The organism is bacterium, assembly GCA_016708315.1.
GTDB lineage: Bacteria > Zixibacteria > MSB-5A5 > CAIYYT01 > CAIYYT01 > JADJGC01.
The window spans coordinates 512626-536937 of the sequence record JADJGC010000023.1 but is presented as its reverse complement, the minus strand read 5'-3'; the positions used below and the strand labels follow the sequence as shown (position 1 = coordinate 536937).

Here is a 24312-nt window from a genome sequence, read left to right as displayed (position 1 = left end):
TTTTGTTGGTTCGGTCCATTCACAGAGGGAAGGAAACAGACCAGGCTACCCCGCGGCACATGAAGACGGTTACCTACCGTTGCTACCTTCCGGTCCTGGCGGGGTTCGGTACGCTTGCATTGCGCGGGACCTGGTCTGTTTCAAACTCCCCCAATGAGATTCGGGTTGCCTTTGTCAGACCAGCGCGCGATCCCAACGCGCCGGAGGATAATAGTCGCAATTTCCTGTCGAGTCAATCCCTATTTTTCTGCCCCCGAAGTGTGTCAAGATGGAGAATAAAGGGGCTAATATGTCCTTGATATCATTCAACAGTTTGCCTATCGTGTTTTTCAAGAATGTGCAGGCGGTACAATGCCGCCGATTTGAAATCATAAGTAGAGGAACATAGTTATGGAACAGCCACGTCTGCCGCGATTAGCATACAATTGGATCAGCTCTCTCGGAGCCTTTGTCGCCATTTCGATGGCCCTGGTCATAGTTGTCATGCTGATCATCAACTTCACAATGGAGCAGACGAGCGCCTACTTCGGAATCTTCCTTTACATGGTACTTCCGGGAATCTTGATTTTCGGCCTGGTCCTTATCCCGATCGGTATGTACCGCCAGTGGCGGCGCTGGAAGCGCGGTGAAGATCTATCTGCTAACAAGTGGCCGTTAGTCGACCTGAACAAGCCGGGACACCGTAACGCCACGATCATTTTCGTCGTTGGGACAGTGCTCTTTCTGACCATATCTGCTGTTGGAAGTTATCAGGCATTTCACTATAGCGAGTCAGTGCAATTCTGCGGCGAAACCTGCCACGATGTCATGGAGCCGCAGTATACCGCCTATCAACAGTCACCTCATGCACGCGTCGCTTGCGTCGAATGTCATGTCGGTACCGGCGCCAGTTGGTACGCCAAATCCAAATTGTCCGGCGCCTATCAGGTTTACGCTGTCATGGCTGATGTCTTCCCGCGTCCCATCCCGACTCCGATTGCCGACCTTCGTCCGGCACGTGAAACCTGCGAAGAGTGCCACTGGCCGGAGAAGACCTACGGCGCTGAAATGCGTTCATTCCTTCACTATCAGTATGACGATAGCAACCCAGTCTGGACTACCGACATGTTGATTAAAACGGACACTGGTGAGCCGCATAAGGGTCAAAAGGCCGGTATCCATTGGCACATCAATCCGGATATCCAGATAGAGTACATTGCCCGCGACCGGGAACGACAGGACATCCCCTGGGTAAGAGTGACCGACAAGACGACCGGCACGGTGACGTTATACGAGAATGAAGAGCAGCCTCTTGAAACAGTGCAGCTTGATTCGCTGGAAAAACGCGTCATGGACTGTATCGACTGCCACAATCGCCCGAGCCATATTTATCGTTCACCCGACTACGCCGTCGACCGCGCTATCCAGTCAGGATTCATTGATGCATCATTGCCCGCAATTAAGCGCCTTGCCGTCGAAGCAATGGCCAAAGAGTATGCCACCAAGGATGAAGCCAGAAGCGGCATTGCTTCTTCAATCACCGAGTACTATCAAGAATCCGGTCTCCTCAATGACCCGGAGAAACGCAAGACGATAGAGCAATCAATTGCCGGAGTGCAGCTTGCTTACTCGCAGAATATCTTTCCGGAAATGAAAGTCCAATGGACCGCCTATCCGGTCAACATTGGCCACTTCAATGATGTCGGCTGTATGCGTTGCCACTCGGGGACACACAAGTCTTCTGCCGGCGCAGTAATCACCCACGACTGCAATGCCTGTCATACCATAACCGCACAGGGAAATCCCGGCCAGATGATGCGCGACAGCACAGGGCAGGGGCTTGAGTTCCACCACCCGGTCGATATTGACGAAGCCTGGAAGGAAACCGGCTGCTACGACTGCCATTCCGGCGTGCAGCCGTAGTTTTCAGTCGCTGAGATTACTGTCCCAGCGCTTGTCGAAGACTCCGATCTCGGGACGCTGGGACAATGGACACTTGAATTTCACTATTCGCAAAATTCCGGCGCAACCACAAACAAATCCGGGAACAAAATCCCACTTCCAATTGTCTTTAGATTGAAGAGACAACGGTCGAGCTTCTGGCTCGCCAAAATCACACAAAACCGGGCATCAACATCACGATATCCTCACTAATCGTGTTGCAGATGTTGGATGGGAGGAGATTATGTTGGGAAACAGAGACAGTGAGGCTCTTGCCGGAACGCTTTACCTGAAGCGAGCTTATCGGCGTAACTTCATCGTAGCGGAAACCTCAATTATCATTGCCATCGGATTTGCCATTGCGATTGCGGCATTGGTATGGGACGGAACTACGATTCCACTGCCTGACAATGGCCGCGTCACGATCGGACCAAGTGATTTTACGCCGCCACCCCGGATCTTCCGACCGGAGACGGAAGTTATACACGGTGCACCACCACCTCCTCCGGACTTCAACGGAGTCGAAGCTGTCGACGACACTCTTGTCCCGGATGACCGCGTCATGCCATCAAGGCAGGATTATTCCGACTACTACAGTCTTGGTGACACCGGATTCGCAGAGGGCGCTGTACTCGATGGCTCCGTAAGCAGCGTTTCAGAAATCATCCCATCGCCCGACAGCTTTGTCGCGGTCGATGAACAACCCAAGGCGCTTCAATTTCCGGCAGTAAAGTATCCTGAGATTGCGCGGAAGATGAGCGTCGAAGGGAGTGTCTGGCTGAAGGTACTTATCGATACTGAGGGCAATGTCGTTGACGTCATCGTTGCGATTCCTTCGAAAGCCAATGTCGGCTTTGAAGAAGCCGCTGTAGCGGCAGCACATGATTCGAAATGGCGTCCTGCCATGCAGAACAAACAGCCAATCATGGTCTGGGTTAGTTACGAGGTAAGATTCAAACTGAAGTAGGCTCTATGCCGTCTTCCTGACGCGCATACGCTCGATCCGAGGACCCTTCACCGCCGTTATTTCGAATTGCAGTCCGTCGACCGAGATCTTCTCACCCTGTTTCGGCACGCGGCCAATGTGGTCAACCACGAAACCGCCCACTGTGTCGGCAGTCTCGTCGCTTAACTCGACTTCGAACTGCTTATTGAAATCCTCAATCGGGTATTGTCCCTGAACCTGGCAAAGTCGGTCATTGACTAACAGGAACGGCTCAAGTTCGGTATCGTGCTCGTCGCGAATCTCGCCGACGATCTCTTCGAGTATATCCTCAAGTGTAATCAATCCGGCCGTACCGCCAAACTCGTCAAGCGCAATCGCCATGTGCTGTTGATCGCGCTGAAAATCGTGCAGCTGCGCCGAGATCATTTTTGAATCGGGTACAAACGACAGCGGCCTGATCAAGTCGTGAATTATGATCAGCTTTCCTAACACGAGCACGCTAATGACGTCCTTGGTGTGAATGACTCCCTTGATATTGTCCAGCGAGTCTTCATATACCGGATAGCGCGAATAGCCCTCTTCCGTGATTCGCCGCAGTATTTGTTCGTGATCGAGACTCAAATCCAGCCCGACAATCCTCGTCCGCGGTGTCATTGCCTGACGAACGGTCGTATCGGCGAATTCGAATACGCCTTCGATCAAATCACGTTCAGCTTTGTCGAAGTGTCCTCGATCGTGTCCTTCGCTAAGTATCAGATTGATTTCTTCATCAGTGTGCGCGGATTCGACGCTGCGATCGACCAGGCCAAACGGCTTCAGGATTATCCGCACCATCCCGCTGAGCACCTTCGCGGGTACATAAGCCATTTTGGCAAAGATTGAAACCGCCGGAGCTACCCCTAGCGCCAGCTGTTCGGGAAAACTGACCGCCAAATATTTCGGCACCAACTCACCGATAACGAGAAATAGCGTCGAAAGCACGACTACAACCGCAGTGACCGCCAAGTTCTCTGAAACTTCGACTGTCGCACCCATTTCCTGAAAGACCGGCATCAGGAGCGGAACAATCGAACTGCCGCCCATGACCGAAGCGAGAGTCCCGGCGACCGTTACGCCGACCTGAATCATCGCTATGAATTCTTCCGGCTGTTCTAGTAGCTTGGCAATCCTCTTGGCAGAACGATTGCCCTGCGAAATCAGATTGCGGAGCTGGCTTTTGCGGACGGACAGGATCGAGATTTCCGAGCCGGCAAAGAAACCGTTCAGCAAGATCAGAGCGGCAATGCCGATCAGCTCAAGGGTAACCTGATTCATAGCTTTGGATAACCGTCGCGCGTGTCAGACACTTGACACCGCACCGGGTTGGGAAATGAGTCTGTCATCAAATCCCAAAATAGTAATCGATCACCTGCAGCGCAAGCGATCTATCGGGTTCTTTGAGTCTGGAAAGGGAGTGAGTTCTACAGCGGCGTGAAAAGTCGGTCGGCGCGAAGTCGCGTTCCTAAGTTCGCAACATTGTACCAAGCGGACGAAAACAAATCAAAAACATACGGTGATTCGATTGTCGGTGCATTCGGATCCGGCGCCCAACTGAAATAGATGAACAGCGCCTTGCCTTTGATTCGACTCTTGTCAAGGAACCCCCAGAATCGTGAGTCCTGACTGTCATCACGATTGTCGCCCATCACGAAATAGTGATCGGCAGGAACCTGCATCGGTCCGAACTGGTCGCGCGAAGAGAACAGTTCCGGCAGTGTGTCGGGATCCGAGTGGAACATCCCGGCCATCATCGGAACAACCTGGCCGTCGATCATCAGTGTCTTGTCCTTGACTTCGACCATTTGTCCCGGTCCGGCGACAATGCGCTTGATATAGTCTTTGGTCGGGTTCATCGGGAACTCAAAAACGATGACATCATTCACCTGCGGTTCGGCAAATCGATAGGCGAACTTGTTGACGAATAAAAAATCGCCTTCAAGGAGAGTGTACTCCATCGAGCCGGAAGATACCCGGTACGCCTGCACCACGAACATGCGCAAGATGACTGCGATAACGACCGCAATCAAGATCGCTTCAACATATTCCTTGATATGGGATTGACGTTTCCGCCGCATTGCCCGCGCGGCGCCGATGGTAGTAATCTCTGTTGCCATGTACACCAGTTATATCGGCTTTTCAGAGCAGTATTTGAGCAGTAAAGAGTAATTAAATGTGCCTGTTCCGCTTTGAAACGGAGGAAATTGCACAAAAAAAGCGCCCCGCTTCCGGGACGCTTCAATCTTGTCTCTCTGTAAATCGAGAGTTACGGTAGAACGTGAACGACTCTGCGATCGCGGCCTTTGCGCGCGTACTCAACCACACCTGTGATTGTGGCGAACAGCGTGTTATCTCTGCCGACACCGACATTGCGTCCGGCAAGAATCTTCGTTCCGCACTGACGGACAATAATCGTCCCGGCAAGAATCGCTTCACCGCCGTAGGTCTTCACGCCGCGTCTTTGACCATTCGAGTCGCGGCCGTTCTTTGACGAACCTAAACCTTTTTTATGAGCCAAGGTATCCTCCTAAAAATCAAATTCAATTATCCGACCTGCGTCGGGTAGTTGCCTAATATAACTTTCCGGCCCTAACCGTCAAGCGGAATTTTGCGGTATACGACAGAAGCCAGAACGCAGGATTGATGCGCTCCGTTGCCTATCTATGGGCATGCACTGCAAGGGCTTAGGCCGCCGGAGCATCGGGTAGCCCGCCTGAAGCGATACCTGATAGTAGTACTCCTTGCGGTTGCAGCAAAGACAGGCAATGGGAATTCGCGGAAAAGGCGAATAACGTAAGGTGGGATGTCGTCGGTCTGGACCACACCGAAAACTTCGTGCATATCCCACCCTCCGCTCCGCTCCGGGTGGGCTATTGGGTAGCAGAAAAGAACATCAACAAAAAAACGCGGCCGGAATCTCTTCCGACCGCGTCGTATCACAATCTAACTCGAACTAATTACACTTTCGCGATCTTGCGCGACTCCGTCGAAGAATTGATCCGGAACACGAGCTTATCCGCATCAGGTCCCATGTCGACCTCGATCTGGCAATCGCCGGCGAATTGACCCGCAAGGATTTCCTCGGCCAACGGATCGTCCACATACTTGTGAATCGCACGCTTGAGATGACGCGCGCCATAGAGCGGGTCAAAGCCTTTCTCGGCGATGAACTTCTTGGCGGCATCCGTGACATGAATGCTCAAACCGCGTTCGGCAAGACGGGTAGCCATCTCTGCCAGAAGAATATCCACGATTGAAACGATATGCTCCATCAACAACGGATGGAAAATAATCGTCTCGTCGATACGGTTGATCAATTCCGGATTGAAGATGCGCTTCATTTCGGTCATGACCGACTGCTTCATCGTATCGTAATCATCCTCGAGTTTGCTCGAACCGAATCCGAGCGTCTTGCCCGAGCGAATGTCGCGAGTACCGGCATTCGACGTCATGATCACGACCGTGTTGCGGAAGTCGACCTTGCGGCCGTACGAATCGGTCAGGCTGCCGTCGTCGAGAAGCTGCAGCAGGATATTGAAAACATCCGGATGGGCTTTCTCGATTTCGTCGAGCAACACAACAGAGTAAGGGTGACGGCGAACCTTCTCGGTCAGCTGTCCGCCCTCTTCGTATCCGACGTATCCCGGAGGCGCTCCGATCAAACGGCTGACCGCGAACTTCTCCATGTATTCCGACATATCGATACGAATCAGAGCATCAGCATTCTCAAACAAGAACTCCGCCAACACGCGCGTTAACTCGGTCTTGCCCACGCCGGTCGGACCAAGGAAGATGAACGAGCCGATCGGGCGATGCGGATCTTTGAGTCCCGCACGAGCGCGACGGATCGAACGGGTGAGTGCCGTGATGGCCTCTTCTTGTCCGACGATCTTCTTGCGCAGTTCTTCTTCCATGCGCATCAGGCGCTTGGATTCTTTCTCTTCCAGACGGAAGAGCGGGATTCCGGTAATCTTGGCGACGATCTCGGCAATATGTTCTTCGCGCAGAGTGATCTTCTCGCTCTGGCGCTGAACTTCCCAGTCGCGCTTCATTTGTTCGTATTCTTCTTTTTTCAGTTTCAAGTCATCGCGCAGTTTAGCAGCCTTCTCGAATTCCTGATTCTTGACAGCGTCTTCCTTGCGAATCGAAACTTCAGCAATCGTCGCTTCCATGTCGCCGAATTCCTTCGGCTTGGTGTAGGTCGACAAGTGCGCGCGCGAACCCGCTTCATCGATGATGTCGATTGCTTTATCCGGCTGGAACTTGCCGGTGATATAACGATTCGACAAAACCACCGCCGCGCGGATGCCTTCATCCGAAATCAAAATCTGGTGGTGCTCTTCATAGCGGCCTTTGAGCCCTTGAAGAATCTTCACCGTGTCTTCCTGCGAAGGTTCTTCCACCATCACAGTATGGAAGCGACGGTCAAGTGCGCCATCCTTCTCGATGTACTTGCGATATTCGTTCAGCGTCGTGGCGCCGATACACTGCAATTCGCCGCGTGACAGAGCCGGCTTGAAGATGTTGGACGCATCCAACGAACCTTCAGCACCGCCTGCGCCGACGATCGTGTGCAATTCGTCAATGAAGATAATCACGTCCTGTGAGTTGGTGATCTCGTCCATCACCGCTTTGATGCGCTCCTCGAATTGGCCACGATACTTCGTGCCCGCAACCAGCGACGCCATGTCGAGCATGACAATGCGGCGATTTTCCAGCACGGCCGGCACCTGACCGGTGACGACGCGCTGCGCCAAGCCTTCGACGATTGCCGTCTTGCCAACGCCCGGCTCGCCGATGAGCACCGGATTGTTTTTCTTGCGGCGCGAAAGAATCTGCGACACGCGCTCAATTTCGTTGTCGCGTCCGATGATCGGATCAAGCTTGCCTTTGCGGGCAAGTTCCGTCAGGTCACGTCCGAAATGATCAAGCGCCGGAGTCTTCGATTTCTTGCGCTTCTTGCCGTACGATGACGGTTGGCCGCTCGAGATGTTCTTGAGTTCTTCGTAAACATCCTTGTAGTCGATGTCGAACATCGACAACACTTGCGCAGCTACGCCTTCTTCATCCTTGAGCAAGGCAAGCAGTATATGCTCAGTGTCGATTTCTTTCGATTTCAGAGCGCGCGCTTCCTGGCCTGCGACTTCAAGCGTCTTTTTGGCGCGAGCCGTCAGTGGAAGCTGACCCATCGTCATTGTCCCGCCGGCAGGCTGAACCACGTCTTCGATTGACTGGACCAACTCGCTTAGGTCGAGGCCAATATTCGAAAAGACCTCGCAAGCGCGTCCTTTACCGAGACGGATCAAACCCAGCAACAGATGCTCGGTACCGATGTAGTCATGGCGCAGTCTGGCCGCTTCGTCGCGAGCGTATTCGATTGCTTTGCGGGCCAGTTCGGTAAACATCTCGTTCATCTATACCTCCGCATGAGATAGTATGCTAATCCAATTAAGCCAGTGTCTCACGAACAAGCGTGGCTCTGGCGATATCACGATCGGAAGGGCTTAATACCCGTCCCACATGTTTCTGCAAGTGCGCCGGCTGGCTGAGGATCAACATCTTGTTGACCGATTCCATCGACACCTCGTTGAGAATTTCTAACGCTATGCCCAACCGCACCGCACTCAAGAGGTTCATCACCTCTTCTGTAGTTAATACGCGCGCATGCTTCAATATTCCATAGGCGCGCCAAATTTTATCTGAAATCTCGTCCTGAGCTTGACTCACCAGTTGTTCCCGCGCTTGATTCTCAAACTCAATGATCTGACGAGTAATTTTCTGCAATGCCTCTGTTATATCAGACTCTGATCGACCCAATGTCGTTTGATTTGATATCTGAAACAAATTGCCCCAGACATCGGAACCTTCACCGTAAAAACCGCGAACAACGAGTCCAAGCTTGGTAATATGGTCAATCACCGAGTCAATCTCCTTGGTCAGGACCAATCCGGCGAGGTGAATCAATATCGACGCCCGCAATCCCGTTCCTACATTAGTAGGGCAGGAGGTAAGAAATCCGAAATCAGTGTCATAGTCGAAATCCAGCGTCCGTGCCAGGTCATCATCGATGCGCATCGCACGAGCAAGGGTGTCGGTCAGGGTTAGACCGGAACCCATCGACTGAATCCGCAGGTGGTCTTCTTCATTGACCATGATTGCAATCTTCTCGTCCGGCGATATGAAGATACCGCTGATCGTGTCCGGGCGCATAAACTCGGGCGAAATCAAATGACGCTCGATTAAGAAACTGCGATCGAGATCATCGATAATCTCCGAGCGATGAAATTCACCGCGCTCCAGCTCACGGCTCTTCTGCAATGCCGTTTCGACGAAATCGACTACCTTTTCGCGACAATCGTCGTCGGCGTAGGGCGGGAATGTCAATCCCTTGATGTTCCGCGCCAAGCGAACGCGCGAAGACAACACGATTCCAGCTTCGGCGCCTTCCGCCGTCAACCAGGAACTCAGCCGTTCGGTCATGTTATCGAACATCGCTCATCTCCATCTTCGCTTGTATGTCCTTAATCAGGTCGCGTATCTGGGCTGCGCGTTCAAAATCTTCATTAGTAATTGCCGACTTCAATTCTTCCTTCAGTCGAGCTTCTTCTTTCAGCGTGTCCATTCCTTCAGCCGTCGAACTTTGTCTCTTGCCGCGATGCAAGTTTGATCCGTGAATCTTGCGCAGCAAATCTGCAAGCGGCTGCCGGAAAGTATTGAAACACTCGCCGCAACCGAGTCGACCAGTCTTGGCGAATTTATCGTAGGTCAAATTACACGAGGGACAACTAAGTCCCATCATCTCGCTATCCGGCTCGGCAATCGAGCCCGATACCATCGAAGTCAGGAAATCGGCCAACGGGAAGGGGATATTCTTCAGCGGGTTTGAAAATCCGCGGCGTTTGGCGCACGTTGAGCACAAGTTGAGAACAATCTTCTGATTGTTGACGACTTGCTTCATATGCACGGTCGCATCCTGCTTGCGGCAATCTTCACATAACATAACTAGCTCGTTTCTGCCAGATGACCATCTGATAAGCGGTACCTACGCGACGCGCGATCTGCCAGCGACAGGTCATGTGTCGCGACAATGATCGTCATCTTTTTTTGCTCGTTTAAGCGCGTCAAAAGTTCGTGGAGAGTTTCTGCCGTTTCGTGATCGAGGTTGCCGGTCGGTTCATCCGCTATCAAGATCTCCGGCGCTCCTGCCATCGCTCTTGCAACCGCCGCTCTCTGACACTCTCCTCCTGAGAGTTGCGTCGGTCGATGGTCTATTCTCTGTCCGAGTCCGACCTCGTCAAGCAGTTTAACCGCTATGTCATGACAATTGTTCCGCGATTCGCCTCGAACGAGGAGTGGCATCATCACGTTTTCAAGCGCGTTAAACTCTTCCAAAAGATAGTGATACTGGAAGACAAAACCACACTTTTTGTTGCGGTAATCCGAGAGCTGGGCCTCAGTTAGGTTGTCGATTCGTTGACCGGCAACTGTCACGCTTCCCGATGTTGGTAGGTCGAGTCCGCCAAGTATGTGCAACAATGTGCTTTTTCCCACTCCTGATGCGCCGGTAATAGCGACAAAATCTCCTCGCGAGACGCCAAAATTTAGGTCACTGAGGATCTTCAGTTCGCCGCCGATTGTTACAAAGCTCTTACTTAAGCTCTTTGTTTCCAAAATTAGCTCTTCCAAAGCTTGCCTACGACTCCTGTCTCAAGTTTATTGTCGCCACAAACGGGGGTTTTCTTAACCCCAAATCAATGATAAACTTATCCATGACGAAGAATGTCAGAAGGGAACAGCCGCGCCGCTCGCCGTGATGGATAAAGCGTTGCCAGAAATGATATTATCACACTCGCACCAGCGATAATTGCAAACTCAACCAGCCGCATGTCGATAGGGAGACTATTGATGAAATAGATTTCTCCCGGTATTGATACAATATTGAAGGTTTGTTGCGCCCAACAGAGCACAAACCCCAGCAATGTACCGGCAATCGTTCCGACAAATCCCAGCAACGTTCCTTGGAACATGAATATCTTCATCACTTGCTTGCGATTTGCTCCCATTGACTTAAAAATCGCGATATCCTTGCGCTTTTCGATCACCAGCATAATCAAAGTCGTCACAATATTGAACGCCGCCACAGCGACAATCAATCCGACAACTATCGACATCCCATACTTTTCCAATGTCATCCAGCCAAATAGATTTTTGTGCCGCTCAGACCAATCAACTGCATAATACGGGCTGCCAACAATCTCTTCGATTTCGCGAGCGATCTCTTGTGATTTGTAGAAATCTCTAACCCGCACCTGCAATCCAGTGACCAAATTGTCGAGTTTGAACAGGTCCTGCGCTACTGGAATCGAGATGTAAGCCAGATTGCCGTCGTATTCGTTCATCCCGGTCTCGAAAATCCCGGTGACAACGAACTTCTTGTACTTCGGCTGAAGCGTCAGCGTCATCTTCTTCTGCTTCAATGATGCCAGAACGACTTCGCCGCCAAGCTTCACATTCAGAATGCCCGCCAGTTCGCGACCGATGACGATTCCCGGCAAACTGTCAGCCGTCTCTTCAAGATTGATCTCGCCCGCGACAATATTCTCGCGCAGTTTTGACACTTCGAATTCGTAGTTCGGATCAATACCCTTTACGAAAACTCCGTCATTGGCGTCGCCCGAACCAATTACCGACTTATAGAAAATGTTCGGTGCTGTTGCGACAACGTCAGGAACTGCATTTACTTTTTCAGCAAGCGACTTCCAGTTGTCGAAACCTTCTCCGGCATAGGAGTAAACAGTGATATGCGCGGTCGTGTCGATGATGCGCTGGCGGATTTCGGTCTCGAAACCGTTCATCATCGCCATGACGAAATTTAGGGTAGCGACACCGATTGCCACTCCCACAATTGAGATAAGAGAAATGAAGGAGATGAAATTTTCGCGGCGACGGCTCCGAAGATACCGTCGCGCGATAAACAGCTCAAAGCCCAAGTCTACTCCGGTTTCATCTGCGGGAAGAGAATCACGTCGCGGATTGAATGTTGATTCAACAGCATCATGCATAGCCGGTCAACACCAAATCCAAGACCGCCGGTCGGCGGCATTCCGTGTTCAAGACAGAATATGTAATCCTCGTCCAGCACTGCGGGCGCTTCCTCGTCGCCGGCTTTCGCCAATTCGACAAGTTTCTGGAAGCGCTCTTTTTGATCGATGGGGTCGTTCAGCTCACTGAATGCGTTCCCCATCTCCATTCCACCAATGAAGACCTCAAATCGTTCCGTCAATCCTTCTTTGCTCCGATGCGGCTTTGCCAGCGGCGACAGTTCTTTCGGATAGTCGGTGATAAACGTCGGTTGAATCAACTTGTGTTCGAGCTTTTCGCTGAACAACTCGTCAATCAACTTGCCGCGCCCCACCAGCCCTTCAGTCTTGACTCCAATTTCACCGCAGAACTTGCGCAACGTCGGCTCGTCCATTTGGGAAATGTCGCGTCCAACCGCTTCGCTGATTCCATCCAGCATCGGCAGTACCCGCCATTCGCCGCCCAGTTCGATCTGATTTTCGCCGAATGTAATTGTCGTCGTGCCCAAAACCTTGGTCGCAACCGTTGTGATCATCCGTTGATACAACTTCATTACATCTTGATAATCCGCATAAGCCCAATACAATTCAATCATCGTGAATTCGGGATTGTGATTGCGGTCCATCCCTTCGTTGCGGAAGTCTTTGCAGAACTCCCACACCTTTTCGAATCCACCAACGATAAGTCTCTTCAGGTACAGTTCATCCGCCACGCGCATGAACAGATCGACATCGAGCCGGTTGTGATGCGTGATAAATGGACGCGCCGCCGCTCCGCCATAAATCGGCTGCAATACCGGCGTCTCAACTTCGACAAATCCCTCGCCGTCGAGAAAATCACGCAGTGCGCGGACAATCAGGCTCCGCTTCTTAAAGACTTCCCGCACTTCCGGATTGGCGATCATGTCAAGATAGCGCCGGCGATATCGCGTCTCTTTGTCTTGAAGCCCGTGCCACTTTTCCGGCATCGGCCTTAAACTCTTGGCTAACAATGTCACTTTGCTGACATGAACGCTCTTTTCACCCATCTTCGTGAGGAACAAATATCCTTCAACGCCGAAGATATCTCCGAGATCCGCTTTCTTGAATACTTCGAATTCGCCTTCAGCGACTGCGTCCTTCTTAACATAGATCTGAATTTGTCCGGCGTCATCCTGCAAGTTGGCAAAGATCGATTTGCCCATCGAACGGATTGTCATCAATCGTCCAGCAATACTGACTGTCGTCTGCGCTTCTGCGAGGGAATCAAAGTTCTCGACAAGCTGCGCCGAGTCGTGAGTCTTGCTATAGCTATAGGCAAAAGGCTCAACTCCGGCTTCGCGGAGCGCCTGCAATTTCTGGATTCGTACTTGATGCTGGTCGGTGGCATTCTCTGTCACGCGGATTCCTCCAAATATTTGTCTATGATACTGTGGCCGACGCGGGGCTTGACCATTGACGGGCAAATGCGCAGCGATTGCTTCTGCCGCACAATCGACTCTCTATCTACTTATTATGTCCGAACTTTTCTCTCAAGTGCTTCAGCACAATTTCCGGCACCAGATCGTCGATCTTGCCGTCATGCTTGGCGACTTCCTTGATCGTATTCGAACTCAAATATACGTATCTCAGCGACGGGACCAGGAATACGGTCTCCGCTTTGGGCGAAAGTTTGCGATTCATCAGCGCCATTTGAAACTCGTATTCAAAATCGCTGACTGCGCGCATGCCGCGAATAATCGCACAACAATCTTGCTGCTCCACCAAATTGGCAAGCAGTCCGCGAAACACTATCACCCGCGAGTTGGGAATGTCCTTCAGCGCATCCACCGCCATATCGCGTCGCTCGTCGTGCGTGAACAACACCTTTTTGTTGGGATTGTCCGCTACGGCCACGACAACTTCATCAAACATCACCGCCGCACGTCTGACCAAATCAACATGCCCGAATGTGATCGGATCAAAGCTTCCGGGATAGACTGCTCGTCTCAACTAAACTCTCCTCATTATCCAAACGAAGGTAAACCCGAATCGCTTGGGGCGCAAAACCTCATAGCCGGTTATGTCCAGATCTGCCATCTCTTTGCGCGACATCTCCAGCGACAGAAGTCCTTCCGGTGCAAGCAGATCGACAGTTCGCAAGTGATTCAAGATGCGCTGGCCGAATCCGCCTTCGTAGGGCGGGTCCGCAAAAACTAAATCAAATTGCATCCCGCGCGCAACCGTTTTTCCCGCTGCTTCGAAGTCTGCCAAGGCAAACTTGCAGCGATCGCCAAAACCCGTCTTCGCAAGATTCTGTTCGATCACTTTCGCGGCGCGTTTGTCGCTATCAATCATCAGCGCCGATGCAGCTCCGCGCGAAACCGCCTCGAATGACAAGGCTCCCGACCCGGCAAAGAGGTCAAGCACACGGGCGTCGTGAATGTGCGGCGCCAAAATGCCGAACAGCGATTCCTTGACTCGGTCGAGTGTAGGGCGAAAACCCTCGTACGTAGCGGTCTTTAGGACAAGACCGCGTTTTTCTCCGGCGATGATGCGCATTTCTGGCTCATATTATAAGCATAACAGAGCGAAAGAGGGGAGAAATAATAATGCAATTGCTGAGGAGGCAGCTTTCCGGGGAATATCTTCAGTTTTTCGAATGACAAATCATGAAGCTCAAACTCGTACGGCAACGTTTGAATCATTGATTCACTGACACTCGAACGTGACGCATCTCCAGCTATGAGAAGCGTTACCTTGCGCTTCAACGGACGACCGCCGAAAACTGACATTAGCAGAATCCCGATCTCGTCCAACAGGGTTTCCGCCCCTGAATCAGAGTCGCCGTTGGACGCGTTCAAGACTTCCATCGAAACCAAATGCCCGTGGCGGTACATTTGCAGACTCGTGACCCGCTTCTCGACTTGCATAAACACCGCACGATCAGCAGTCGCGAGTGGCTTGATACATTGGCGCGACGCTTCCGGTTCGAATATCATCTTATCCAATGTCAGGTGTCTCTTCCCAAACATCTCGCCAATCTGCCGAAATGTCCTGCGATTGATCGACAGGCACTCAATATGAATCCCTTTGTCTGTCGGCTTGAGCGTCAGCATCGAGTAGAGATAGTTATCAATCTTGTCTGCCGACGACCGTGACAATTCCCACATGAACTGCTCCGGGTCCGACGCTGCCAAATCATCCGCCAGATACAACCGCTTGCGATGATACTCCGAGCGATTGATTCCGTAGACACACTTGCAGCCCAACAGAGGCAGAAAATGCGAATCGTCGGCCTCGGAGAGACCGAATTCACCCACTGCACATACCTCAATGCCGATACCTTTCGGTATTGCTGTAACATAGCGCAGTTGATTGTCGCAAATGACAACGCCGGCTATTTTTCCGCTGTAATCAAGCACATGTCGAATCTGGAAAGTTTAAGGCTATTGCGCAAGCACAGGCTCGGCAGTGAGGAATCACTTCAGCAAGCGCAGACTATTGAAGATCACCAAAAGCGAAGCGCCCATATCTGCCGCCACCGCCATCCAGATATTGGCGAATCCAAGCGCTGCCAACACCAGGAACACCGCCTTAATCGCAAATGCCGCTGCGATGTTCATCTTGATCGTTCCCAGCGTCTTCTTGCCGAGTTGGATGACCTTTGGCAGGGGAGTGAGAGTGTCACCGTAGAATATTATATCCGAATGTTGCGCCTGAATGTCGTTTCCGAATCGCGCCAACGAGATCGAAACATCCGAACCTGAGAGCGCCACAACATCATTTATGCCGTCGCCGACCATGACAATACCTTCGCCTAAAGCCGTCAATTTCTCATATTTCTGATCGGGCATCAGATTGCCATGAGCAAAATCGAGGTTCAATTCGGCTCTTACCCGCTCGACATTCGCTTGCTCGTCGCCGGACAAAATGCCTACCTTGTCGATTCCAATTTCGCGCAAGCCATTTACCACTGATCTCGCTTCTTCGCGAATCTCGTCCGCAAACTTGAATATTGCCAGCGTTTGCTTGTCTCCCATCAAAGCCACCGACTGCGCTAATCCAGTATTACCCTTAGGGTCTGAACTGCGAAGGTGATACCCAATTCCGCCAATTGTTCCTTCAACTCCGACTCCAGCAATCGCTTTCGGATTCTCGACAACGAGCATCGACAAATTGCGTTCTGCACAAGCCGCAGTCAGCGAACGCGCTATCGGATGTTGTGATATTTGCTCAAGCGACCCCGCTATCTGCAATAGCTTTGCCTCATTACCCACAGCACAATTCTCGGTTTTGACCAATCGAAGCCGTCCCGTTGTCAGCGTTCCGGTCTTATCAAATGCTACTGTGTTGATTGTCGCCAACCGCTCCAGCGCGTCGCCGCCCTTGAACACGGCTTTCATTCGCGAAGCCGCCGCCAGCGCTGTCGTAACCGCAATCGGCGTTGAAATCACCAGCGCACACGGACAGGAAATAACGAGCAACACCAGCGCCTTGTATATCCACTCAGTAAACGAAGCATCAAACAGCAGGGGAGGGATGACCGCAACAAGCACAGCCACGAGCACGACTATCGGCGTATACACCTTCGCAAATCGATCAACGAATCGCTCAATCTTAGCCTTCCGGGCCGAAGCTTCACCGATCAACTTGAGAATCTTGCCCATGCGCGAGTCCCCGGCAGTCGACATAACGGCGACTTCCAAGTAACCATCCAGATTGATTGTTCCAGCGAACACATCGTCGCCAACGCCAACTGATCGTGGTTGGGACTCGCCGGTCAAACTTGCCAGATCAATAAACGATTTGCCGACAACGACTCTTCCATCCGCTGGAATTCGCATTCCTTCCCTGAGAACGATCGTATCTCCGGGCGCCAAAGACTCCGGCGGGACCGGTATTGTCCTACTACCTCGCTTAAGTAGCGCTTGCTCTGAGGTGAAATCAGATAAGCTCCCCAAAGTCTTCGACAACCGCCATAGCGAATAAGACTCAAGCATATTCGCCAGCCCAAATAGCAATACTACGACCACCGCTTCATGGAGATCGCCCAGGATAATCGCGCCAATTATCGCAATTGTCATCAGTGCGTTGATATCCAGCCGCCTATGCTTGATTCCGATTATCGCGCGCCGGAGAATGTCCCAGCCGCCGACTGCCGTTGCCAAATAGAAAAATCCGCGGCCGAAAAACACTTGGTCAAGTCCGTAACTTAGAACCGCTCCACACCCGTACAGTATTGCTGATGCCAACAACGTCCAGCCCAACCAAGGCGAAATCGGCGACGTCCCTGAGGTCGATCTTGATTCGTCTATGAATTTGAAGTGTCCAAGTTTTTCTATCTGCCGGCGTAATTCCTCGGCACTTGTCTTCTCTGAATCGAAAGCGTAATAAACCTTAGCATTCAATAGGTCCACACGCGCGCCCGCCACGCCGGAAATCTTCTGAATCTCCTCCTCGGCGGTCTTCGCGCAATTGGGACAGTCTATTCGCGTTGTTCTTGCTTCTACATTGGCAAGTGCCATTGCTACTTCGCCCTTTCTTCCGCGTGTTCCATGCCCTGTTTGATTAGCGCTGTGACATGGGCATCATCCAACGCATAAAACGCCATCTTGCCGTCGCGACGAAACTTCACGAGCCGAAGCGACCGCAGCAATCGCAGTTGATGGGAAATCGCAGACTCCGATATGTTCAACATCGCAGCCAAGTCACAAACACATAACTCGGCTTGTGACAAGAAGATGCATATCTTCAGTCGAGTCGGGTCTGCCAATACGCCAAAGATTTCCGCCAACCTCTCGATGGTTTGCGGTTCTTTCAGCGATTTTTTTAGCCGACCAACCGTCGATTGGTTCACAAACTTTACTTGGCAAATGTCTTCGTTTTCAATCATTCTTTCACCTCAACGTATGAACAACTGCTCATATGTTATACGATATCGGCGGCTTGTCAAGCAAACTTTTGTCGCAATTCGGTAGATTTCTCTCAAATCACCGCAGATAGCGGATTTCCTCCGGTCATTATGAACTATTAAGCCCCTGTCTGCGTATAAATTGAAGTAATATGAAGACTCTACTTACCTGCTCCATAATCGCGATAACATTGTCGTTTTCCGGCGCTTCCGCAGCCGAATTGACGAACAACGTCACTATCGCACGCCTGAAGTATCCCGGCGGCGGCGACTGGTACTGGGGATCATCGGCGATTCCCAACTTGATCAACTTCGTCAAGTCCAATACCGCGATTCCCATCAGTCAGGAAGAGGTCCGAATCGAGTTAACGGATAACCGACTATTCAACTATCCGTTGCTCTATATGACTGGTCACGGTAACGTCAATTTTCGCGCCGACGATCTGGAGATTCTCCGCAAGTATCTTGGCGCCGGCGGTTTTCTGCTCGCCAACGACTCCTATGGCATGCGCAAAGCTTTCTTCCGGGAGATGAAAAAGCTCTTTCCCGATCAAGAGCCGCGCGAATTGCCCTTTAATCACGCAATCTTCAATTGTTACTACAAATTCCCGAACGGTCTTCCGAAAATACACAAACACGACGAAAAGCCCGCGCAAGCATTCGGCTGGTTCATGGGCGAACGATTGGTCGCTGTATTTGTGTACGAGTCCGACATCGGCGACGGCTGGGAAGACGCGCGTGTACATAACGACCCTCCGGATAAGCGCAACGCAGCTCTCCAGATGGGAACAAACATCCTGGTTTGGGCATTAATGAATTAGAGGTACAGCTATGGATCCCAAAATCTCGATACAATATTTGACTGGGCGACTACAAAAGCTTCGCAATTTCATGTTGCTCGGACACGCCGCCAACGGAACTTTGCTGATCCTAACCGGATTGGCAGTAGTTCTGGTGCTGGGATTCATTTTCAATGCCGCCTTCTTCTTGACAACTACCTTCAGACTCATTTTTGCCGGGGTTGCCCTGCTGGCGCTGGCCGCATTGTTGTTCCGTACAGTAATCTGGCCGATTATGACCAAGCCATCAACTGAAGCGATAGCACTTCAGGTAGAAGAGAAGTATCCGCAATTACAAGATCGCCTGATTGCTTCACTGCAATTGGAGCACAATCTCTCGCGCAACCGCGAAGGCTTCTCGACCGACATGATTCAGGCCATCATCCGCCAGTCGCAGGAGATGTGTCAAGACTTCGACTTCAAGAAATCGGTCGATCATAGTTACCTCAAGCGCAGTCTTCGCTACTTCAGCGGTGCGGCTGTAATTGTTGTGATGCTCGGCTTTGTCTTCCCGTCCGTTTTTAGTGAGACTGTATTCTTGTTGACGAATCCTACTGTCGATGTTGAACGGCAATTGACGTACCACCTTGATGTCAATCCCAAGAGCACCGAGGTCGCCAAGTTTTCGCCTGTTACTGTCGAGGCGCTCCTGTCCGGCAAATCGCTGCCGCAGAATGCCAAGCTTCATTGGCGCTATGAAGACGGCGCAGTTAAAACCGAGGAGTTCGCTCAGAGCCGCACCTCCAAAGCCGCCGCCGGAATCGCCGGGAAACTGGCTCCGGATGACACTACAGTCCTTGCCTACGAGTTCCGTGAAGTGCGTCGTTCATTCGAATACTGGGTGAGCGCCGGCGAAATCGAGTCGCCGAAGTACACTATTGAGGCTGTTGACAAGCCGCGCATCATGGATGTCAAATTGACTTACAACTATCCCAAATACACCGGCATGCAACCGTTAGTTGTTGACGAAAACGACGGTAACATCTCCGCTATTAAAGGAACCGAAGTTCGTGTCGAAGCTACCGCCAACAAACCGGCGCAGACTGCAGTTATCGAATTGAAGAATGGTCAGCTTGTCCCGGTCGTTGTCGAAAATCACAAACTGACAGCAAACATCAAGGTCTCCGAAGACGGCAGTTACCATCTCAAAATCACGGATGAATTGGGAAATGAAAATCTCGATCGCATTGACTACAAAATCACCGCAATTCCCGATGCCTTCCCCGAAGCCGATCTATTCGCTCCCGGCGTCCCGGTCAACCTTGGCGACGACATGGCGCTTGATCTGGGCGTCAAGCTCTTTGACGATTATGGTTTCTCCGACCTGAAGCTTCACTATCGCATTTTTACACTTCAGGGTGAGACCTTCGCCCGTGTGATTGATGTCCCCTTCGATGGCAAAGCTGGCCGCAACATGGAAGTACGCTACCCGTGGAGTCTTGGCGACATCGGCCTCGAACCCGGCGGTTGGGTTGAGTATCAATTTGAAGTTTTTGACAATGACAATATCACCGGTCCCAAGAGCGCACTGTCACAACTTCTGGTAGCCCGCCTGCCTTCGCTTGACGAGCAGTTTGCTTATCTCGAAGAAGAAGGCGAAGAGCAGATCGGCGAACTCGAGAAACTCCGCGAGACTCAGCAACAACTTCTCGAAAGCACCGAAAAACTGCAGGAAGAACTCCTCTCCAACAAAGAGATGGATTGGGAGAAGAAGCAGGAACTCCAGAAGGCCATCGAAAAACAGCAGGAGCTGATGGAGTCGATGGAAAAAGTCGGCGAGCGCATGGAGCAGATGAAAGAGGAAATGCGCAAGAACAACATGACCTCGCTGGAGATCATGCAAAAACTCCAGGAATTGCAGAAGCTGTTCCAGGAAGTCGCCACTCCGGAAATGAAAGAGGCGATGCGCAAGATGCAGGAGGCGATGGAGAAGATGTCGCCTGAAGAAATGCAAAAGGCCGCCGAGGAAATGCAGCTCTCGCAAGAAGATTTGAAAGAGAAACTTGAACGCACCATCGCGATGCTCAAGTTCATGCAGGCTCAGCAGAAGATGGAAAACATGGTTCGCCAGCTTGAAGAACTCATCGAGAAACAGCAAGCGGTGAACGAGCAAACCGAATCGACGCCGGAAAAACAACTCGCCGAATTGTCGCCGCGCGAAAAGCAGAACAAAGAAGATCTCGACAACCTGCAGAAGCAGGCGGACGAACTGCAAAAGATGCTTGAAGAACTGAAGATGGATCAGAAGGAAGATGCTCAGAAGTTTCTTGAGGCTGCCCGCGAACCAGACGCCGGCGAGCAAATGCAGGAAATGACCGAGCAACTTAAGCAGCAAAACAAGAAATCATCCCAACAAGCCGGCGAAAAGTCGATGGCAAGTCTCAAGAAGATGCAGCAGCAGATGCAGCAATCGAAGGACTCATTCAATAACGAACAGGGACAAAAGTCAGCAGAGAAAATGAAAGAAGCTGCCAACGAGATTCTCTACGTTTCCGACAAGCAGGAAGACGTCATTGATCGCGCCGAAATGGCTGATCCGACTTCACCGCAGCTTCAACAGTTAGCTGCGGAACAACAGGCGCTCCAGCGCACGATGGAATCGCTTGATACTAAGCTTAAAGAGATTTCCAAGGAGTCGCCTTTCTATTCGCAGGATATTGGCAATTTGATGGACAAAGCGCGCGAGTCAATGAATCAATCCACTGAAGAACTGATGAAACGCAACGGTTCTAACGCTATGCGCTCGCAAAAAGACGCGATGTTCTCTCTCAATCAGGCGGCTAACCAGTTGATGCAGTCGACACAAAGCCAGCAAATGTGCAATAGCGGCCGATGCGATAATGAGAGCATGTTCCAGAAGATGAACAATCTCTCCAAGCAGCAAAAAGAGCTCAACAATAAGACTGCTTCTTCATGCAACAAGCCGGGTCAGGGCAATCCGAGTCAGGGTGAGCTTGGCCGTCTTGCCGCCGAACAAGGTGCTGTGCGCAAGAGCCTTGGCGAACTGCAAAAAGAACAGGGCAGTCGCAAAGAAATTCTCGGACGCCTTGATGAACTCGACAAAGAAGTACAAAAAGTTGTCGAAGACCTCGAGAGCGGACAAGTAACAGAGCAGACGTTGGAGCGTCAGAACAAGATCCATTCGCGGATGCTTGATTTCCAGCGCTCGATGGAAAGACAGGATTTTTCCGAAGAACGCCGGGCTGAGTCCGCCAAAGATATTCTCCGCGCGTCGCCGGAACAATTGAAGTTCGAGTCCGCATCGCGTCAAAGCTATCAAGATCGCCTTCAGAAGTACATGAACGAAGGTTACCCGCCGGAATATGAAGAACTCATCAAAGAGTACTTCCGCTCGGTTAACGCCAACCAACCAAATAAATGAGCATTCGCAGATTCTCATCTATCATTATCACGGCGTCGCTGCTAATGGCAGTGACGCCCTTTCTGCACGCGCAGTCGCAACTGGATATGCAGCGCGCCAAAAACGCCGAAACAATGATCTTTGCCGGTCGGTGTACTGACGCCGTCGCCCAATTGCGCCCGCTGTATGATCGCTTTCCCAACGACGAACGCATTTGTACCGCCCTCAAGAATGCATATGTCTGCACCAAAGACTTTGACTCGGCATTGGTAATTCTTCAGCGACGAATGGCGACAAGTCAGCAATTCCAAAAATCAGCCATCCAATTGGATATTGCCGGCATCTACTTGCGCCAGGGGAATCTCGAAGAAGGCAGACGCCAGATCGAGAATGCCATCAACCTGATGCCTAATGATGCGCAAATCTACGAAAATGCCGCCGATGTTTGGATGACCAACGGCTACTATGCCGATGCGGTCAAATTCCTGCAGGAATCGCGGAGCAAGATTAATCAGCCTCAACAATTCACGCGCAAGCTGGCACAACTTTACGAAATTATGCGCAACTACGGCGATGCCGCGCGCGAGTATTTTGCAATGGCACAGCTTGACACCACGCAGGATATCTATGTGACCGGTCGCATCGCGAACCTCATCAAGCTTGATGCCCAAGAGGAGTTTGATACCGGACTTGAGAAGGCGCTTTCCGAAATCGTCAAGAATAACCCACGGCATAAGGATGCGCACCGCTACTATGGCGACTACCTGATTGCTCAAGGCGAATACGACAAGGCGCTCGACCGATTTCGTCTCGTCGATTCGCTCGACAATGGCAGCGGCAAAAACCTGCTCTTGTTCGCCCGTGTCGCCCGCGATAATGGCGCTCACGAAATGGTAGACAAGGCCTGCGCGCAGATTGCCGCATTGCCAAAGACACCGCTCCTGGTCCAGTCAAAGTTCATCTTAGCGGAATCGAAGTACCAGCGGGGTGATTTTGCTTCGGCGGCGACAATCTACAATGAAATCATTGCTCTTGCCCCCAATGACCGGGATATTTCTGAAGCGCTCTACTCGCTTGGTGTTGTGACATTTCAAGGACTTCACGACCCGATCAGCGCCATCAGTACTTTTGAGCAAATTACCGTGAAGTATCCACGCTTGCCGCTCGCTGCTGCATCCAAAATGCTCATTGGCGACTGCCAATTGGCACAGGGCAACGCGATTCTCGCAGATTCAACTTATGCCCTTGTCAATGCAACACTGCTACCGCAACGGAATCAGGAAGAGCTGCTCTTCAAGCGGGCAGAGCTTCAGTTCTATACCGGAAATTTCGAAGCCGCTCGCGAAGCGTACGGCAAGATGATGAATGCATTCCCCAAGAGTGTCTTCGTCAACGACTGTCTGCGGCGGATTATGCTGATCAGTGAATATGCCGGCATGGAAGAAGCAACCTTGCGCATCTTTGCAGATGCAATCTTTGCCAAATTCCGTTTCGAGTTTCCACAAGCCCTGACTGACTTGGCGAAACTCAAGGATCGCAGCGGCGCCATTTTGCCGGAACTGGCATGGTTAAGCTCAGGTGAGGTGTATCAAATGTTGGATCAGGATTCACAGGCTTTGGCTGAGTATGATTCGCTCATTGCCAGGTTTCCTGCAAGTTTCTATGCTCCCATCGCATTCGAACGCAAGGGCGACCTGTATGCCGACCGGCAACAAAACTGCGAGTCGGCGCGCTCCATGTATCAACAGGTGCTGTTGAATCACCCCAACAGCCTCAATGTCGAAGACGTCCGCAAGAAACTACAGCGAATCGAAAAAACTTTGTGCCTGCAGCCGGCGAAGTCTAAGTCTTAGACGCGGACTTTCTTCTCACCCTTAAATTCGCGAACTTCCTGTTCAAGCTGATCAATTCGCTTGAGATAACCTTCGATTGTCCGCGATTTCATCTTGGTGGTCGTTCGCACCAACAGCCCAAGAGAAGTCAGCATGAAAAGCACCGAATTGATCTGCCGGAAAATATTCCCATAATTGAAAATCGAGTCAAGAAACGCGGCAATCCCGAGAGTAAATAATAGAGCACACCAGGTTAACATCGTAACCTCCGTCAAAGGGGTTGTTTGTTATTCCATTTTCTATATATTTGTCGGCTGAAGAGAACCTTTTGTGAAGTAGAGAGGCACGACACTGTTTCAGAATAAAACACGCGACTACGCCTATCTTGCCGGTGGCGCCATTGTATTCCTGGTATCGCTCATTGTC

Annotated in this window: 20 protein-coding genes and 1 other RNA gene; 5 read left to right on the top strand and 16 right to left on the bottom strand. The window is 51.4% G+C overall.

The features are described 5' to 3' along the window. Nucleotides 1-35: 35 nt before the first annotated feature. An RNA gene (gene ffs, locus IPH59_14625) (signal recognition particle sRNA small type) lies at nt 36-136 on the bottom strand. Nucleotides 137-390: 254 nt separating this feature from the next. On the opposite strand from ffs, the gene IPH59_14620 reads away from it, so the two are divergent. Both IPH59_14620 and IPH59_14615 read left to right on the top strand, forming a co-directional pair. Next, nucleotides 391-1902, top strand: a complete 1512-nt coding sequence (locus tag IPH59_14620; protein MBK7092928.1) for a NapC/NirT family cytochrome c — start codon at nt 391-393, stop codon at nt 1900-1902. A gap of 262 nt (nt 1903-2164) precedes the next feature. Beyond that, nucleotides 2165-2887 carry an energy transducer TonB gene (locus IPH59_14615; protein MBK7092927.1) on the top strand — a complete coding sequence of 241 codons (723 nt, stop codon included), beginning with the start codon at nt 2165-2167 and terminating at the stop codon, nt 2885-2887. Nucleotides 2888-2890: 3 nt separating this feature from the next. On the opposite strand, the gene IPH59_14610 is transcribed toward IPH59_14615, so the two are convergent. The 14 genes from IPH59_14610 to IPH59_14545 all read right to left on the bottom strand — a co-directional run bounded on the left by IPH59_14610 (nt 2891) and on the right by IPH59_14545 (nt 17836). Next, entirely contained in the window at nt 2891-4180 is a 1290-nt protein-coding gene (locus IPH59_14610) for an HlyC/CorC family transporter (GenBank protein MBK7092926.1), read from the bottom strand. A gap of 146 nt (nt 4181-4326) precedes the next feature. Beyond that, nucleotides 4327-4980, bottom strand: a complete 654-nt coding sequence (gene lepB, locus IPH59_14605) for a signal peptidase I (protein MBK7092925.1) — start codon at nt 4978-4980, stop codon at nt 4327-4329. 188 nt (nt 4981-5168) lie between these two features. Further along, nucleotides 5169-5420, bottom strand: a complete 252-nt coding sequence (gene rpmA / locus IPH59_14600; protein MBK7092924.1) for a 50S ribosomal protein L27 — start codon at nt 5418-5420, stop codon at nt 5169-5171. Nucleotides 5421-5859: 439 nt separating this feature from the next. After that, nucleotides 5860-8316, bottom strand: a complete 2457-nt coding sequence (locus tag IPH59_14595) for an ATP-dependent Clp protease ATP-binding subunit (GenBank protein ID MBK7092923.1) — start codon at nt 8314-8316, stop codon at nt 5860-5862. A gap of 34 nt (nt 8317-8350) precedes the next feature. Next, nucleotides 8351-9394 (bottom strand): protein arginine kinase, encoded by a 1044-nt coding sequence (locus IPH59_14590; GenBank protein ID MBK7092922.1) that lies wholly within the window; start codon nt 9392-9394, stop codon nt 8351-8353. After that, nucleotides 9384-9902 carry a UvrB/UvrC motif-containing protein gene (locus IPH59_14585; GenBank protein MBK7092921.1) on the bottom strand — a complete coding sequence of 173 codons (519 nt, stop codon included), beginning with the start codon at nt 9900-9902 and terminating at the stop codon, nt 9384-9386. The genes IPH59_14590 and IPH59_14585 overlap by 11 nt, the downstream gene beginning before the upstream one ends. 2 nt (nt 9903-9904) lie before the next feature. Continuing rightward, nucleotides 9905-10588: an ABC transporter ATP-binding protein gene (locus tag IPH59_14580; GenBank protein ID MBK7092920.1), complete on the bottom strand. Its 684-nt coding sequence runs from the start codon at nt 10586-10588 to the stop codon at nt 9905-9907. Between the two features lie 77 nt (nt 10589-10665). Then, nucleotides 10666-11964: a lipoprotein-releasing ABC transporter permease subunit gene (locus IPH59_14575; GenBank protein MBK7092919.1), complete on the bottom strand. Its 1299-nt coding sequence runs from the start codon at nt 11962-11964 to the stop codon at nt 10666-10668. Next, nucleotides 11895-13361, bottom strand: coding sequence for a lysine--tRNA ligase (gene lysS, locus IPH59_14570; protein ID MBK7092918.1), 1467 nt, complete (start codon nt 13359-13361; stop codon nt 11895-11897). The genes IPH59_14575 and lysS overlap by 70 nt, the downstream gene beginning before the upstream one ends. A gap of 106 nt (nt 13362-13467) precedes the next feature. After that, a complete protein-coding gene (gene coaD, locus IPH59_14565; protein ID MBK7092917.1) occupies nt 13468-13953 on the bottom strand; it encodes a pantetheine-phosphate adenylyltransferase in 486 nt (161 codons plus the stop codon). Then, nucleotides 13954-14502, bottom strand: coding sequence for a 16S rRNA (guanine(966)-N(2))-methyltransferase RsmD (rsmD, locus tag IPH59_14560; GenBank protein MBK7092916.1), 549 nt, complete (start codon nt 14500-14502; stop codon nt 13954-13956). Next, entirely contained in the window at nt 14463-15365 is a 903-nt protein-coding gene (locus IPH59_14555; protein MBK7092915.1) for a hypothetical protein, read from the bottom strand. Before IPH59_14555 ends, rsmD begins: the two co-directional genes overlap by 40 nt. A 57-nt stretch (nt 15366-15422) precedes the next feature. After that, on the bottom strand, nt 15423-17468 hold the full coding sequence (cadA, locus tag IPH59_14550) for a cadmium-translocating P-type ATPase (protein MBK7092914.1): 2046 nt from the start codon (nt 17466-17468) through the stop codon (nt 15423-15425). A 2-nt stretch (nt 17469-17470) separates the two neighbouring features. Next, a complete protein-coding gene (locus IPH59_14545) occupies nt 17471-17836 on the bottom strand; it encodes a helix-turn-helix transcriptional regulator (protein MBK7092913.1) in 366 nt (121 codons plus the stop codon). Between the two features lie 170 nt (nt 17837-18006). On the opposite strand from IPH59_14545, the gene IPH59_14540 reads away from it, so the two are divergent. The 3 genes from IPH59_14540 to IPH59_14530 are packed head-to-tail and all read left to right on the top strand — an operon-like array spanning nt 18007 to nt 23907. Next, nucleotides 18007-18675, top strand: coding sequence for a DUF4159 domain-containing protein (locus IPH59_14540; protein MBK7092912.1), 669 nt, complete (start codon nt 18007-18009; stop codon nt 18673-18675). Between the two features lie 10 nt (nt 18676-18685). Further along, a complete protein-coding gene (locus IPH59_14535; GenBank protein MBK7092911.1) occupies nt 18686-22075 on the top strand; it encodes a hypothetical protein in 3390 nt (1129 codons plus the stop codon). Beyond that, nucleotides 22072-23907, top strand: coding sequence for a tetratricopeptide repeat protein (locus IPH59_14530; GenBank protein MBK7092910.1), 1836 nt, complete (start codon nt 22072-22074; stop codon nt 23905-23907). Before IPH59_14535 ends, IPH59_14530 begins: the two co-directional genes overlap by 4 nt. Here IPH59_14530 and IPH59_14525 read toward each other — a convergent pair. Beyond that, nucleotides 23904-24146: a hypothetical protein gene (locus IPH59_14525; GenBank protein MBK7092909.1), complete on the bottom strand. Its 243-nt coding sequence runs from the start codon at nt 24144-24146 to the stop codon at nt 23904-23906. The two genes, IPH59_14530 and IPH59_14525, sit on opposite strands and share 4 nt — an antisense overlap. Nucleotides 24147-24312: the final 166 nt, after the last annotated feature.